A 14048-nucleotide genomic window follows, 5' to 3' on the forward strand; every position below is an offset into this window, starting at 1 on the left:
AACAACATGGCAACTCATCCCCAGCCCGAGGTCTGGTTCCTGACCGGCAGCCAGGGCCTCTACGGCGAGGACACCCTGCGGCAGGTCGCCGAGCAGTCCCGGCAGATCGCCGCGCGCCTGGACGAGTCGCCGGACATCCCCGTACGCGTGGTCTGGAAGCCGGTCCTCACCTCCAGCGCGGACATCCTGGCGGCGTGCCGGGACGCGGCCGCGCAGGGCGTGGTCGGGGTGATCGCCTGGATGCACACGTTCTCCCCGGCCAAGATGTGGATCTCCGGGCTGGACGCGCTGCGCACGCCGTTGCTGCACCTGCACACGCAGGCCAACGTGGCGCTGCCGTGGGACGACATCGACATGGACTTCATGAACCTCAACCAGGCCGCGCACGGCGACCGGGAGTTCGGGTTCATCCAGACCCGACTCGGGGTGGCCCGCAAGACCGTCGCCGGTCACGTCACCGACCCGCGCGTGATCGGCCGGGTGGCGTCCTGGGCGCGGGCCGCCATCGGCTGGTCGGCGGTGCGGACGCTGCGGCTGGCCCGGTTCGGCGACAACATGCGCGACGTCGCGGTCACCGAGGGGGACAAGGTCGAGGCGGAGCTGCGCTTCGGCGTCTCGGTCAACACGTACGGCGTCAACGACCTGGTCGCCGCCGTCGACCAGGTGCCCGACGCGCAGGTCGACGACCTGGTCAAGGAGTACGACGACACCTACCGGGTCGCCGCCGAGCTGCGACCCGGCGGTGACCGGCACGACTCGCTCCGGTACGCGGCGCGGCAGGAGCTGGGCCTGCGCGCGTTCCTCGGCGCCGGTGGCTTCCGGGCGTTCACCACGAACTTCGAGGATCTCGGCGGCCTGCGCCAGCTCCCCGGGATCGCGGTGCAGCGCCTGATGGCCGACGGCTACGGCTTCGGGGGCGAGGGGGACTGGAAGACCTCGGTGCTCGTGCACACGCTCAAGGCGATGGCGGTCGGCGTGCCGGGCGGCACGTCGTTCATGGAGGACTACACCTACGACCTGACGTTCGGCCAGGAGCTGATCCTCGGCGCGCACATGCTGGAGGTGTGCCCGAGCATCGCCGCCGACGTGCCGAGCGCGGAGGTGCACCCGCTGAGCATCGGCGGGCGGGAGGACCCGGTACGCCTGGTCTTCGACGCGGCGTCCGGCCCGGCCGTCGTGCTGGGCATGGCGGACATGGGGGAGCGGTTCCGGCTGGTCGCCAACGCGGTGGACGTGGTGCCGCCGCCGCAGCCGCTGCGCCGGCTGCCGGTGGCGCGCGCGGTCTGGCGCCCGCAGCCCGACCTGGCCGGCTCGGCGGAGGCGTGGATCACCGCGGGGGCGCCGCACCACACCGTGCTGTCCCAGGCCGTCGGCGTGGAGGAGTTGCGCGACCTGGCCGCCATGGCCCGGACCGAGCTGGTGGTCATCGACGCCGAGACGCGCCCGCACCGCTTCGCCGACGAGCTGCGCTGGAATCAGGCGTACTACCGCCTCGCCCGGGGCTTCTGAGCCCTCTCGGGCCGCCCGCCGACCCCCCGCGCGGCGGGTCCCTGTTACGGCTTGACGAACGGCATGTTATCGCTCACAGTCGATGGATAGGGTCACCGGCACCGCTCGCGGGCCGTTCCGGGCGCGATCTGCGCCGCAGTTGCCAGGGATCCGACTCCGCCTGGGTGGGCATCGCTGTTAGCGATAACGCTGCCGTCATCGGCGCGTGCCGCCGTGCCCGGGCTCCGGTCGACGAAGGAGGATCGTGGTGACGGCTCGACTGTCCCGTGGACGTGGACGCCCGGCCCGGCTGCTGGCCGGGGTGGTGGCGCTGCTGGTCGGAGGTGTGGTGGTGGGCGCGGTGCCCGCGCCGGTATCGGCCGCCACAGTGGACACCGGCGCGTACTACGTGCTGGTGAACCGCAACAGCGGCAAGGCGCTGGACCTGTACAACCAGGCGACGAACGACGGCGCGCGGATCACCCAGTGGACGCGCAACGACGGCGCCTGGCAGCAGTGGCAGTTCGTGGACTCCGGCGGCGGCTACTACCGGCTGCGCTCCCGGCACTCGGGCAAGGTGCTCGACGTGACCGGCGCGTCCACCGCGAACGGCGCCGCGGTGGTCCAGTGGACCGACCACGGCGGCACCAACCAGCAGTTCCGGCTGGCCGACTCCGACGGCGGGTACGTCCGGCTGATCAACCGGAACTCGAACAAGGCGATGGAGGTGCAGAACGCCTCCACCGCCGACGGCGGCAACATCGTCCAGTACGACGACTGGAACGGCACGAACCAGCAGTGGCAGCTGGTGCGGGTCGGCGACAACCCGGGTGACCCGGGCACGCCGAGCGGCAACTTCACCAACCCGGCCGTCTGGCAGGACTTCGCCGACGTCGACATCATCCGGGTCGGCGACGTCTACTACATGTCCGCCTCGACCATGCACTACTCGCCGGGCGCGCCCGTGCTGCGCTCCTGGGACCTGGTGAACTGGGAGTTCGCCGGGCACTCGGTGCCGCGGCTGGAGTTCGGCACCAAGTACGACCTGAGCGGCAGCGAGCAGGCGTACGTGGACGGCATCTGGGCGTCGACGCTGAACTACCGGCCGAGCAACCGCACGTTCTACTGGGCCGGGTGCATCGACTTCGCGCAGACCCACATCTACACCGCCGCCGCCGTGGACGGCGCGTGGAGCCGGCTGACCACCATCCCCAACTGCTACTACGACGCCGGCATGCTGATCGACGACAACGACACCATGTACGTCGCGTACGGCAACGGCACGATCAGCGTGGCCCAGCTCTCCGCCGACGGGCGCAGCCAGGTCCGGGCCCAGCAGGTCTACCAGACGCCGTCGAGCATCGGCACGCTGGAGGGCGCGCGCTTCTACAAGCGCAACGGCGCGTACTACATCTGGCTCACCCGCCCGGCCAACGGGCAGTACGTGCTGAAGTCCACGAACGGCCCGTTCGGCCCGTACGAGCAGCGGCAGGTGCTGCTGAACCTGCCCGGCCCGATCTCCGGCGGCGGCGTGCCGCACCAGGGAGGGCTGGTGCAGACCCAGACCGGCGCCTGGTACTACATGGCGTTCACCGACGCGTACCCGGGCGGGCGGATGCCGACGCTGGCGCCGATCACCTGGACCGCCGACGGCTGGCCGCAGGTGCAGACCGTCAACGGCGCCTGGGGCGCGAGCTACCCCAACCCGCTGCCGACCCGCCCGGTCAAGCCGCTCACCGGCACCGACACGTTCTCCGGCACCACGCTCGGCCCGCAGTACGAGTGGAACCACAACCCGGACAACAGCAGGTGGTCGGTTAACAACGGCCTGCGGCTGCAGACCGCCACCGTCACGAACGACCTGTACCGGGCCCGCAACACCCTCACCCACCGCATCCAGGGTCCGACCTCGACCGGCACGATCGAGCTGGACTACTCGACCATGCGCGACGGTGACCGGGCCGGCCTGGCGATGCTGCGGGACAGCTCGGCCTGGATCGGCGTACGGCGGGACAACGGCGCGACCCGGGTGGTGATGACGAACGGCCTGACCATGGGCTCGAACTGGAACACCACGAGCGCCGGGACGGAGATCGCCAGCGCTGCCGTGTCCGGCGGGCGGATCTGGTTGCGGGCGAACGCCGACATCCGGCCCGGCTCGGGTCGGCAGGCGCGGTTCTCCTACAGCACCGACGGGGTGAACTTCGTATCGCTGGGCAACGCGCTGACGCTCAACAACGCGTGGCAGTTCTTCATGGGCTACCGGTTCGGCTTCTTCAACTACGCCACCCAATCGCTGGGCGGCGCGGTGACGGTGCGGCAGTTCTCGCTGACGACACCGTGACAACGGTCACCATTCACGACCGTTGACACATCTTCGAAAGCCCGGGGTGCGGCTGCGGCAATCGCCGGAAAAGCCGCACCCCGGGCCCGAATACACCGCCTCTGAACTGCCTGTTCGTGCCGCTGCGTGACGGGAGGGAATGAGCCGTCGATCGATTCCGCGATATCGCCGCGCCACTGTGGGAACGGTCGATCGGCGGTGCCGATACCGATGGGACCGCTGGCGTAGACTGTCGCCACCCGGGCCGGTCCGGTCGAGATCGACCGGGTATGGCCGCGGGCAGTGGCGAAAGTGAGGTGGCCGTGCGCGGTCCTGCGATGACGGACGTGGCCCGCCTCGCCGGGGTCTCACACCAGACGGTCTCCCGGGTTCTCAACGGTCACCCCAACGTGCGTGAGCAGACCCGCCTGCGGGTGCAGGCCGCCATCACCGAACTCGGCTACCGGCCCAACCGCGCGGCCCGCGCGCTGGTGACCGGCCGATCCCAGGTGATCGGCGTGGTCGCGCAGAACACCACGCTCTACGGTCCGGCGTCGCTGCTCGCCGCGTTGGAGCAGACCGCCGCCGAGGCCGGTTTCGCGGTGAGCATCGGCAGCGTCCGCGACCTCGACCACCGCTCCATCTCGGCGGCCGTGGAACGGCACCTGGCGCACCGGGTCGCCGGCATCGTGGTGATCGCGCCGGTCGAGTCCGCCGGTGAGGCGCTGGAACGGCTGCCCCAGGACGTGCCGCTGGTGACCGTCGACGGCGACCCGCGAAGCCCGATCCCGCTGGTGACCGTCGACCAGGTCGCCGGCGCCCGGGCCGCCACCGAGCACCTGCTGGCCGCCGGGCACCGCACGGTGTGGCACGTGTCCGGCCCGTCGGACTGGTTCGACAGCGCCGGCCGGATCGAGGGCTGGCGCGAGGCGTTGCGGCAGGCCGGCGCCGAGATCCCGCCGCTGGTCCCGGCGGACTGGTCGGCGGCGGCGGGCTACCGGTGCGGGCAGATGCTGGCCCGGATGCCGGAGGTCACCGCCGTCTTCACCGCCAACGACCACCTGGCGCTGGGCGTGTTGCGGGCGCTGCACGAACACGGCCGCCGCGTCCCCGACGACCTCAGCGTGGTCGGGTTCGACGACGTGCCCGAGGCGGCGTACTTCATCCCGCCGCTGACCACGGTGCGGCCGGACTTCGTCGCGGTGGCCGCGGCGAGCCTCGACCTGCTCCTGGCCCAGATCGAGTCGCAGAGCGCCGGGCCGCTGCGGCAGACGATCGCGCCGACGCTGGTGCGGCGCCGCAGCGTCGGCCCGCCGCCCGCCCGCTGAGGCGGTCGCCCTCCCACCGGCGGCCCGGCCGCTCGCCCGTGCCCGGTCCGCTCGTCCTGGCCAGGTCCACTCGCCCATGCCCTGCCCGCTCGCCCGTGTCCGGCCCGCCGTACCGGCGTCAGCGAGCGCGTCCCCGGCGCGCGACGAGCAGCACGATCCCGGCGATCACGACCAGTCCGGCGACCGCCCCGCCGGCGAGCAGCGCCGCCGGCGGGCCGTCGTCGTCGGCACGCGGAGCGGCGGCGTCGGGCCGGCCCGCGTCCGACGGGCCGCCCGACGCCGGGGTGCCCGCCGTGGCGTCCGCGCCGCTCGACGGGGGAGCCGACGGCGACGCGGGCGCCGACGTCTCGGGCGCGGCCGGGTCTGCCACCGTGAAGCGGTACGAGCCCTGGACCGGGTGGCCGTCGCGGGAGACCACCCGGTAGGCGACGGTGTAGGTGCCGTTGCCCAGCGGCTCGTCGATCGTGGCCCTGCCGGTGACGCCGTCCACAGTCGGCGCGCCGGTGGGCACCGCGCGCTGCCCGGCGTCGCTGAGCGTGATGGTGGTGAAGGCCGGGTTCAGGCGCTGCATGAACCGCAGCGTGACCTGCGTCGGCGCGCTGGTGAGCCGGGCGTCGCGCGCGGGGGTGGCCTCCTGCAGCGAGTTGTGCGCCGCCGCGGGTGTGGCCGGGACCAGCAGCAGCGCGGTGAGGGCCGCGGCGAGCAGCGCGGTGACGGATCGGGTACGCATGACGGGCCTTTCCTGTGGTGGTCAGCCGAGCAGCTGCCGGCCGATCCAGCCGCCCTCGGGGCAGCCGGGCGGTACGGCGAACACGGCGGAGCCGATCGGGGTGGTCCACTCGTTGAGCAGGTCGCGCTCGGCGAGCCGGCGTTGGATGGGCAGGAACTGCCGGGCGATGTCGGCCTGGTACGCGGCGAAGACGAGCCCGCTGTCCGCGTTCCCCTCGGGGGTCGGCACGCCGTCGTAGTTGTAGGGCCGGCGCAGGATCTTCTGCCGGTCGTCGGTGACGCGGGCGCGGGTCAGGTGTGAGAAGTCGGGTATCACCGTGAGCCCGTCCGGGCCGAGCGCGGCGAAGTCCGGCTCGTCGTGTTCGGCCCGGCCGGTCAGCGGCGCGCCGGTGTCGAGACGGCGCCCGACGGCCAGTTCCCGGTCGGCGCGGCCCAACAGGTCCCAGGTCTCCAGGTTCATGCTGATCCGCCGCACCACCAGCGTGGTCGAGTCCCGCAGCCAGTCCGGCCCGTCGCCCACCCACACCGCGCTGTCGGCGGGTGTGCCCGGCTTCGGGTTGGCGGTGCCGTCGAGCTGCCCGAACAGGTTGCGCTGGGTACGCCCCGGCTCGGCCCCGGCCGCCCGCCGGAAGCCCTGCTGCACCCAGCGGACGACGGCGAACGGCCGGCTGTCCTTGACCAGGACCCGCTGCGCGTGGGCGACGGTGAGCGGGTCGTCGGCGCAGATCTGCAGCAGCAGGTCCCCGCCGGACCAGCGGGGTTGCAGCCGGTCGATGCCGAACGCGGGCAGCTCGGTCACCGAGGCGGGCCGCCGGTCGTCGAGCCCGGCGGCGGTGTACAGCCCGGGGCCGAAGCCGAACGTGACCGTCAGCCGGGCCGGCAGCACGCTCAGCTCCGGCTCGGTGTCGGCCAGCGCCGGGCGGCCCTGGGTCAGGCGGGCGGCGTCGTCGGAGAGCAGCCGCAGCATCCGGCCGAGCGCCGCCCGGTCGGTGCCGGGACGCAGCGTGAACGCGACGAACGCCGCGTGCGCCTGCGGATCGGTGGTGACCCCGGACTGCCGGGCACCGTGGAACGGCTCGACCGTGTCGCCGACCCGGGCCACCGGGACGGCGTCGCCGGGGCGTACCCCGGGAGTGCGGGAGCGGACGGCGGCGAGGGCGCCGGCGCCGGCCAGCGTGCCCCCGGCGGCCGCCGCGCCGCCGGTGAGCAGGCCACGCCGGCTCACCCGGCGGGCGGGTGCGCCGGTGCCGGTCATGACGCCGGGCTCGCGCCGTGCCCGGGCGCGTAGCTCTCCTGGGCGCCGGTGAACGGCTTCGCCACGGCGGTGAACGTCTGGGTCCGGCCGTCGGCGAAGGTGAGCGTGACGTCGAGCTGGTCGCCGGCGCGCACCGGCCGGGTGAGGTCCATCAGCATGAGGTGGTCGCCGCCGGGCTCCAGGGCGACCTGGGAGCGGGCGGCGACCACGACGCCGCCCTGCTTCTGCCGCATCGTCATCTTCCCGTCGGCCATGGCCATCTCGTGGATCTCGGCCCGGGACACGTCGGTGCTCACGCCGGTGATCGTGACGTCGGTGTCGCCGTCGTTGACGATCGTGGCGAACGCTGCCGTCATGCCCTTGTCGGCGGCCTTCACCCACGGGTCGCGGACCGTGAGCACGCCCGCCGCGGCGCTCGCCGACGCCGGGGCCGGCGCCGAGGTGGCCGGTGAGGTGGCGGACGTCGTGTCCGAGGACCCGCAGGCGGTGATCGAGGCGGCGAGCACGGCGGCGCCGATCAGTGCCGCCGGGCGCTGGAACCGGCGGCGGGTGGTGCTGGACATGACGTCCTCCCCTCGAAGATCCGGTGTTCGTACCGTTTGTCGGCGCGGCGCCACGGATAGTTCCGGCCGGGGCCGTCGGGCACGTCACACCCCGGCCCGGTGGACCGTCGCCGAGCGGGTTCGGCGGTGCGCCCGGAAGGCATAATGGTTCCGGGTGTCACGTGGCGCGCCGGGTGCGGCCGCGGCCGGCCGAGGGTGCCGGGCGGGCGCCCGGACGAGGGAGGCGACGGTGACCCAGGCGACGACCGGGGCGACCCGCAACACCCGTCAGCGTGCCGAGGTGCTGGCGCTACTGCGGGAGTTGGACGGCTTCCACAGCGCGCAGCAACTGCACCAGATGCTCGTCCAGCGGCAGGCGAAGGTCGGCCTCACCACCGTCTACCGGACGCTGCAGATGCTCGTCGACAACGGCGAGATCGACTCGGCCCGGCTGCCCGGCGGCGAGCATCTCTACCGGCGGTGCAGCCAGAGCCGCCATCACCACCATCTGGTCTGCCGCCGCTGCGGCCGGGCCGTGGAGGTGGCCGGCCCGGCCGTGGAGCGGTGGGCCGACCAGGTCGCCGCGCGGCACGGCTTCACCGACGTCGGGCACACCCTGGAGATCTTCGGCACCTGCGACCGCTGCGCCGCCTGACCCGCGCGCGGCGAGCTGACGAACACGGTTCCCGTTACCGGATTGCGTGACCTGTCGCGCATCGCCTCACGTGAAACGGCGGGCGGACCCTCGGGTCCGCCCGCCGTCCCGCGGCGCGACGGGTCAGCGCAGCCGTGCCTCGATCGCCTCGATGACGCGGGGACGCAGCTCGGCCGCGCGGATGACCGCGTCGACCGACCCGACCTCGACGGCCCGCTGGATGCTGTGCACCCGGTCGAACTCGGCGGCCACCTCGCCCAGCTTCTCCGCCCGCACCGACGCGCGCAGCTCGTCCAGCTCGGCGGTGAGGGTCGCCCGCTCGGTGCCGGCCGCGGCGGCGACCCGGGCCTCCAGGTCGCGTACCCGCACGTCGGCCGCGGTGCGGGCGGCGACCTCACCGGCGAACACCACGGCGGCAGCCGGCGCGCCGCCCAGCACCGAGGCGAACGACCCCTCGATCGCCAGGACGGTCATGTCCGGGTTGAGCGCCTTGGAGAAGACCACGAACGCGCCGCCGTGGTAGCGCGAGATCACGCAGAACACGATCGGGCCGCGGAAGTTGACGATCGCCCGGCCGATCTCCGCGCCGTACTCCAGTTGCAGCTTGCGCATCGACTCGGGTGAGCCGTCGAAGCCGGAGAGGTTGGCGAGCACGACCAGCGGCCGGTTGCCGCTGGCCGCGTTGATCGCCCGCGCGGCCTTCTTCGACGAGCGCGGGAAGAGCGTGCCCGCCGTGTAGGTGTCCGGGCCGTCGGTGGGCGGGAAGCCGCGCCGGGGCACCGAGCGGGACTCGATGCCGAGCAGGCACACCGGGATGCCGCCGAGGTGCACGTCCTGCACCACCGCCGTCTCCGCGTCCGCCATGCCGGCCCACCGCTCCAGCACCGGGTGGTCCTGGTCGGCGAGGGCCCGCATCACGGAACGGATGTCGAACGGCTTCTTGCGGTCCGGGTTCGCCGTGGCGGAGAAGATCTCACCGACGGTGGCGAAGTCGCTGCCGGCCACCGCGTGCGGGTAGCCGCAGATGTCCCGGTCCACCGGGTCCATCGTGACCGCCCGGCGCGGGGCGGCCTCGCCCGGCGCGACGTACGTGTGGTCGTAGTGCGCCATCAGCACGTCCCGCGCGGCCGGCAGGTCCGGCGCCCAGTACTGCGCCTGCCCGTTCGGGCCCATCACCCGGTCGTAGCCGCCGATGCCGAAGTTGTCCTCGGCGGAGACACCGCCGGAGAAGTCGAGCGACTGCTTGCCGGTGAGCACCATCGCCGAGTCGGGCGTCATGACCAGCACGCCCTTGGTGTGCATGAGCATCGTCGCCTCGGCGTTCCAGTACGGCTGGGCGCCGACGTTGATGCCCGCCACCACGATGTTGATCTCACCGCCGTCCTGGGTGAACTCGACGATGCGCTTGAGCGCCGCGGCCACCCAGTCCATGTTCTCCGTGCCGGAGGTCATCGAGATCCGGGCGCCGGCGGACAGCGCGTACCACTCCAGCGGCACGCCCATCCGCTGCGCCAGGTCCAGCGCGGCGATCACCCGCCGGCACTCCGGCTCGGACAGCGCGCCGAGCGACTTGGTCGGGTCGCCGAGCAGCACCACCCGGGTCACCCCCTGCGGATGCCGCGGCGTGGGCGTGGTGACCACGCCGGCCACGATCGCCGCGGTGTTGCGGCCCTTCGGCCGGTCCACCGGCACCAGTTCGTTCTCCGCGTCCAGGTCGTGCTCGACGAAGTCGCCCAGAAGGCCGGTCAGCTCGTACGGGTAGACGGTGTTGCGCCCGGCCGCGCGCAGCACCTTCAGCCGGTACTCGTCCAGCGGCTCGACCGGCTCGGCCGGCGGCTCGCCCACTGTCAGTTGCGCGTGCCCGGTCACGTCGAAGGTGATCCGCACGCCGACCTTGGTGAGCTCCCCGGTACGGCGGTCGCGCTGCCGGGCGATGAACAGGATCTCCTCCAGTTCGGCGCCCACAGTGGTCGGGCGTACCCGCGCGGCGATCAGTTCCATCTCCTCGCGGGTCAGCTCGCTGGGCGGCCACACGTAGATGACGATCCGGTTGGTCGGGAACCGCGACTTCGACGGCCGCCGCGACCGCGCCCGGCGGATCGAGTCGATGCAGGCCGCCACCGCGTCCTCGGTGGTCGGCAGCGCCACCAGGCGGCCGTCCTGTTCCCGCAGCTCGGTCAGGTCACGCACCTGCGCGAACGCCACCAGCCGCTGGTCGGACGGATTCTGCCGGGCGACCGCCTGGAACAGGTAGACCTCCTCGTCCAGCGACGGCAGCCGGGTCAGGTCGAACTCGCGCAGCCGCTCCAGCTGCATCCGCTGCGCGATGTACGGGTGCAGGCCGCGGATCAGCCGCTCCTCGGCCATCCCGCCGCCCTCGGCCGGACGGAACGTGACGTGGTGGTGCATCACCGCGCCGGCCCGCCCGGCGACTGTGGTGGTGAGCCGGCGTACCTGCTGCGGCAGCGGGTGCGCGTTCACCACCTCCAGCAGCGCGGCGGCGGTGGCGCCCAGGTCCTCGGGCTGGTTCTCCCAGGCCAGGTAGACGTCCGCGTCGACGGCCTCGCAGTCCCGGGCCACCTCGGCCAGCCCGCGCAGCGCGTCGCCGAGCGCGTCGAAGCGTACGGCGGCCGAGATCACGTCCGACCCGGTCCGCCCGGCCACCACGAACGTGCAGCCCTCGGCGGTGCGGGTGCCGACCTCGATGAGCGCCTTGTTGCCGTAGTACCGGCGGGTGAGCACCTCCAGCATGGTCCCGTTGTCCGGGTGGTTGCGGACCAGACGCTGGCCGAGCAGCCGGACCAGCGGCTCGGTGCTGCGCACCATCTCGGCGATCCGCTCGGCGCGGTCCGGCGCGTCCGGCTGCGCGTCGAGGTGCCGCAGGTGCGAGCGGACCCGGGCGTAGACGCGGGCCCGGTTGCGGCGCAGCAGCGGCTGGGCGAACCAGGCGAACACCACGCCCCGGGCCAGGTCGGCGACCACCGGGAAGCGGACCTGGGTGGCCGCGATGAGGCGTTCCAGCGCCAGCCCGGCCGGCTCGCGCAGCGCCTCGTCCGGCGGCGGCTCGCGCAGCCAGGAGCGCAGCAGCGCGGCGATCACCGTGGCGTCAGCGGCGGCCCGCTGCTGGGCCAGGAAGATCCGGAAGACCGCGGCCTCCAGCTCGGGGGAGCGGTCCAGCTCGGTGACGCCGTAGTGGGCGAGCGCCTTGGCCAGGCGGGCCCGGAACGACTCCGGGGAACCGGCCCGCTCGACGTCGAGGCTCTGCAGGTAGGTGTGGAAGTACTCGCGGGCGCTGGGCGCGTGCCCGCCCGGTGCGTCGTCGCCGGGCCGGTTGCGGCTCAGCTCGGCCAGGTCGGCGAAGATGTCGACCAGGTCCAGTTCCTCGGCCAGCGGCCGGTGCCCGGCCTCGGTGGCCGCGCGCCGCGCGTCCAGGTAGTCGTCGAGCACCCGGCGCTCGTCGTGCGGGTCCACGTCGTAGCCGAGCAGCAGCGCGCACAGGTCCTCCAGGCCGCGTCCGGCCCGGGACCGCGCCGGCACGTCCGCGGGCGCCACGGGCAGGTCCAGCTCCACTGTCGGCCCGGCCGGGCCGGCGGCGGCCTCGGTGTCGGACTCCGCGACCGGCTCCAGGCGCAGCAGTGGCGCCCCGGCCTCCACCTGGGTGCCCACCGCCACCGACGACTCCTTGAGGCGGGCGCGGAACGGCGCCCGCAGCACCGTCTCCATCTTCATCGCCTCCAGCACCAGCACCGGCGCCCCGGCCTCGACCTCCGCGCCGACCGCGAGCGGGGTGGCGACCACGAGCGCCGGCATGGGGGAGCGCAGCACGCCGCCCTCGTCGCGGCTGATCCGGTGCGTCACGCCGTCCACCTCGACCAGGTGGACGGGGCCGTGGGTGTCGGTGAGCAGGCGGAACCGGGCGCCGTTGACGGCGATCTGGCCGGTGTGCCGGTCGAAGCGGTCCAGCTCGACGTCGGCGGTGCGCACGTCGTCGCCGACCTCGACGCCGACCCGGAACCGGTGCGCGCCGACCCGGGCCACCCGCATCCGGTAGGTCACTCCGCGCAGCTTCAGGTCCAGCGGCCGGCCGCTGCGGTGCTGCACCTGGGGGCGACCACCGGCCGCCGTGGACAGCAGCCGCTGCCGTTCGGCGGTCTCGTCCTCCTCGTACGCCTCGATCGCGGCGGCGGCCAGCGCGACGGCGGAGTGCCGGTGCGTGACCAGGCGGCCCTCGCCGCGTACCCGGTCGATCCAGCCGGTGTCCGCGCTGGCGTCGATCACCTCGGGCTGATCGAGCAGGTCGAGCACGAAGCTCTTGTTCGTCGCGCCGCCGGCGATGACCACGGTGGTGTTCGCCATGGCCCGGCGCAGGCGGCCCAGCGCCTCGTCGCGGTCCCGCCCGTACGCGATGATCTTCGCGATCATGGAGTCGAAGTCGGCCGGGATGACGTCGCCCTCGCTGACCCCGGTGTCGACCCGGATGCCCGGCCCGGCGGGCAGGTCCAGCCGGGTGATCCGGCCGGGGGAGGGCGCGAAGTCGCGGTCCGGGTCCTCGGCGTTGAGCCGCGCCTCGATCGCGTGCCCGCGCTCGACCGGCGGCTCACCGGTGAGCCGCCCGCCGCCGGCCACGTGCAACTGGGCCTTGACCAGGTCGAACCCGGTGGTCGACTCGGTGATCGGGTGCTCGACCTGAAGGCGCGTGTTCACCTCCAGGAACGCGAACAGCCGGTCGCCCGGGTGGTAGAGGAACTCCACAGTGGCCGCGCCGCGATAGCCGACGGCGATCGCCAGCCGCTCCGCGGACTCCTTCAGCTCCGCGGTCTGCTCCGGGCTCAGCACCGGCGACGCGGACTCCTCGATCACCTTCTGGTTGCGCCGCTGCACGGAGCAGTCCCGTACGCCGAGCGCCCACGCGGTGCCCTGGCCGTCGGCGATCACCTGGACCTCGACGTGCCGGGCGCCGGTGACCAGGCGCTCCAGGAACACCACGCCGCTGCCGAACGCCCGCGCCGCCTCCTGGCTGGTGCGCTCGTAGGCGTCGGCCAGCTCGGCGTCGCTGCGGATCACCCGGATGCCGCGCCCGCCACCACCGGCTGTCGCCTTGAGCATCAGCGGGTAGCCGATCGAGGCGGCCGCGCGCAGCGCGTCCTCCAGGCTCTCCACCGCGCCGCGGCTCCACGGCGCGACCGGCACGCCGACCTCCTCGGCGATCAGCTTCGCGCCGATCTTGTCGCCGAGCTTGCGCATGGCGTCCGGGCTCGGCCCGACGAACGTCACGCCGATCTTCTCGCACAGCTCGGCGAACGCCGGGTCCTCGGCCACGAAACCCCAGCCCACCCACGCGGCGTCCGCGCCGGTCTCGACCAGCGCGCGCTCCAGGGCCTTCAGATCGAGGTACGGGCGGGCCGACGCGGGGCCGAGGTCGTAGGCGATGTCCGCCTCGCGGACGAAGGTGGCGGTACGGTCGACGTCGGTGTACAGCGCGACGGTCTCGATCCGGCTGCCGGTCTCCGCGGCCAGTTCCCGGATCGCGTGGATGAGCCGCATCGCGGCCTCACCACGGTTGACGATGGCGACACGGGTGAACACGTGACCGTCCCCTTCGGTAGACCCACAGTGGCGCGCCGGGCGGCGGCGATGCCTCCGGCTTGCCTCACCCTTCCGCCTGTGCGCGGGCCGCGCCATGTCGTAACCGCCGAAGCCTGAGCGGGGACCGTTGTGGGAACCGAAC

General features: G+C 73.4%; 8 protein-coding genes. 4 read left to right on the plus strand and 4 right to left on the minus strand.

What is annotated here, in order from left to right:
* Positions 1-6: 6 nt before the first annotated feature.
* The 3 genes from araA to ACFYON_RS08530 all read left to right on the plus strand — a co-directional run bounded on the left by araA (position 7) and on the right by ACFYON_RS08530 (position 5139).
* Positions 7-1509: an L-arabinose isomerase gene (gene araA, locus ACFYON_RS08520; RefSeq protein WP_357710964.1), complete on the plus strand. Its 1503-nt coding sequence runs from the start codon at positions 7-9 to the stop codon at positions 1507-1509.
* 247 nt (positions 1510-1756) lie between these two features.
* Complete coding sequence (locus ACFYON_RS08525) at positions 1757-3832, plus strand: RICIN domain-containing protein (protein ID WP_387188609.1); 2076 nt, start codon at positions 1757-1759, stop codon at positions 3830-3832.
* Between the two features lie 317 nt (positions 3833-4149).
* A complete protein-coding gene (locus tag ACFYON_RS08530) occupies positions 4150-5139 on the plus strand; it encodes a LacI family DNA-binding transcriptional regulator (RefSeq protein WP_354864011.1) in 990 nt (329 codons plus the stop codon).
* Between the two features lie 118 nt (positions 5140-5257).
* Here the strand turns inward: ACFYON_RS08530 and ACFYON_RS08535 are convergent, their stop codons facing one another.
* The 3 genes from ACFYON_RS08535 to ACFYON_RS08545 are packed head-to-tail and all read right to left on the minus strand — an operon-like array spanning position 5258 to position 7686.
* On the minus strand, positions 5258-5869 hold the full coding sequence (locus ACFYON_RS08535) for a copper resistance protein CopC (protein WP_357710970.1): 612 nt from the start codon (positions 5867-5869) through the stop codon (positions 5258-5260).
* Positions 5870-5890: 21 nt separating this feature from the next.
* Positions 5891-7123 carry a Dyp-type peroxidase gene (locus tag ACFYON_RS08540; protein WP_354864007.1) on the minus strand — a complete coding sequence of 411 codons (1233 nt, stop codon included), beginning with the start codon at positions 7121-7123 and terminating at the stop codon, positions 5891-5893.
* The gene (locus tag ACFYON_RS08545; RefSeq protein ID WP_354864005.1) at positions 7120-7686 is read right to left on the minus strand and encodes a copper chaperone PCu(A)C; all 567 of its coding nucleotides are present in this window, start codon (positions 7684-7686) and stop codon (positions 7120-7122) included. The genes ACFYON_RS08540 and ACFYON_RS08545 overlap by 4 nt, the downstream gene beginning before the upstream one ends.
* 229 nt (positions 7687-7915) lie before the next feature.
* Between ACFYON_RS08545 and ACFYON_RS08550 the strand changes: the two genes are divergently transcribed.
* The gene (locus tag ACFYON_RS08550) at positions 7916-8320 is read left to right on the plus strand and encodes a transcriptional repressor (RefSeq protein ID WP_354864003.1); all 405 of its coding nucleotides are present in this window, start codon (positions 7916-7918) and stop codon (positions 8318-8320) included.
* A gap of 123 nt (positions 8321-8443) precedes the next feature.
* Here ACFYON_RS08550 and ACFYON_RS08555 read toward each other — a convergent pair whose 3' ends face one another.
* A complete protein-coding gene (locus ACFYON_RS08555) occupies positions 8444-13906 on the minus strand; it encodes a carboxyl transferase domain-containing protein (protein WP_354864001.1) in 5463 nt (1820 codons plus the stop codon).
* Positions 13907-14048 lie beyond the last annotated feature (142 nt).

The sequence above is a fragment of the Micromonospora sp. NPDC005686 genome (assembly GCF_042871665.1).
Taxonomy (GTDB): domain Bacteria; phylum Actinomycetota; class Actinomycetes; order Mycobacteriales; family Micromonosporaceae; genus Micromonospora.

Excerpts from the sequence above, each read along its gene's own strand:
- araA (WP_357710964.1), top strand. The coding sequence starts at position 7 with ATGGCAACTCATCCCCAGCCCGAGGTCTGGTTCCTGACCGGCAGCCAG.
- ACFYON_RS08530 (WP_354864011.1), top strand. The coding sequence starts at position 4,150 with ATGACGGACGTGGCCCGCCTCGCCGGGGTCTCACACCAGACGGTCTCC.
- ACFYON_RS08535 (WP_357710970.1), bottom strand. The coding sequence starts at position 5,869 with ATGCGTACCCGATCCGTCACCGCGCTGCTCGCCGCGGCCCTCACCGCG.
- ACFYON_RS08540 (WP_354864007.1), bottom strand. The coding sequence starts at position 7,123 with ATGACCGGCACCGGCGCACCCGCCCGCCGGGTGAGCCGGCGTGGCCTG.
- ACFYON_RS08545 (WP_354864005.1), bottom strand. The coding sequence starts at position 7,686 with ATGTCCAGCACCACCCGCCGCCGGTTCCAGCGCCCGGCGGCACTGATC.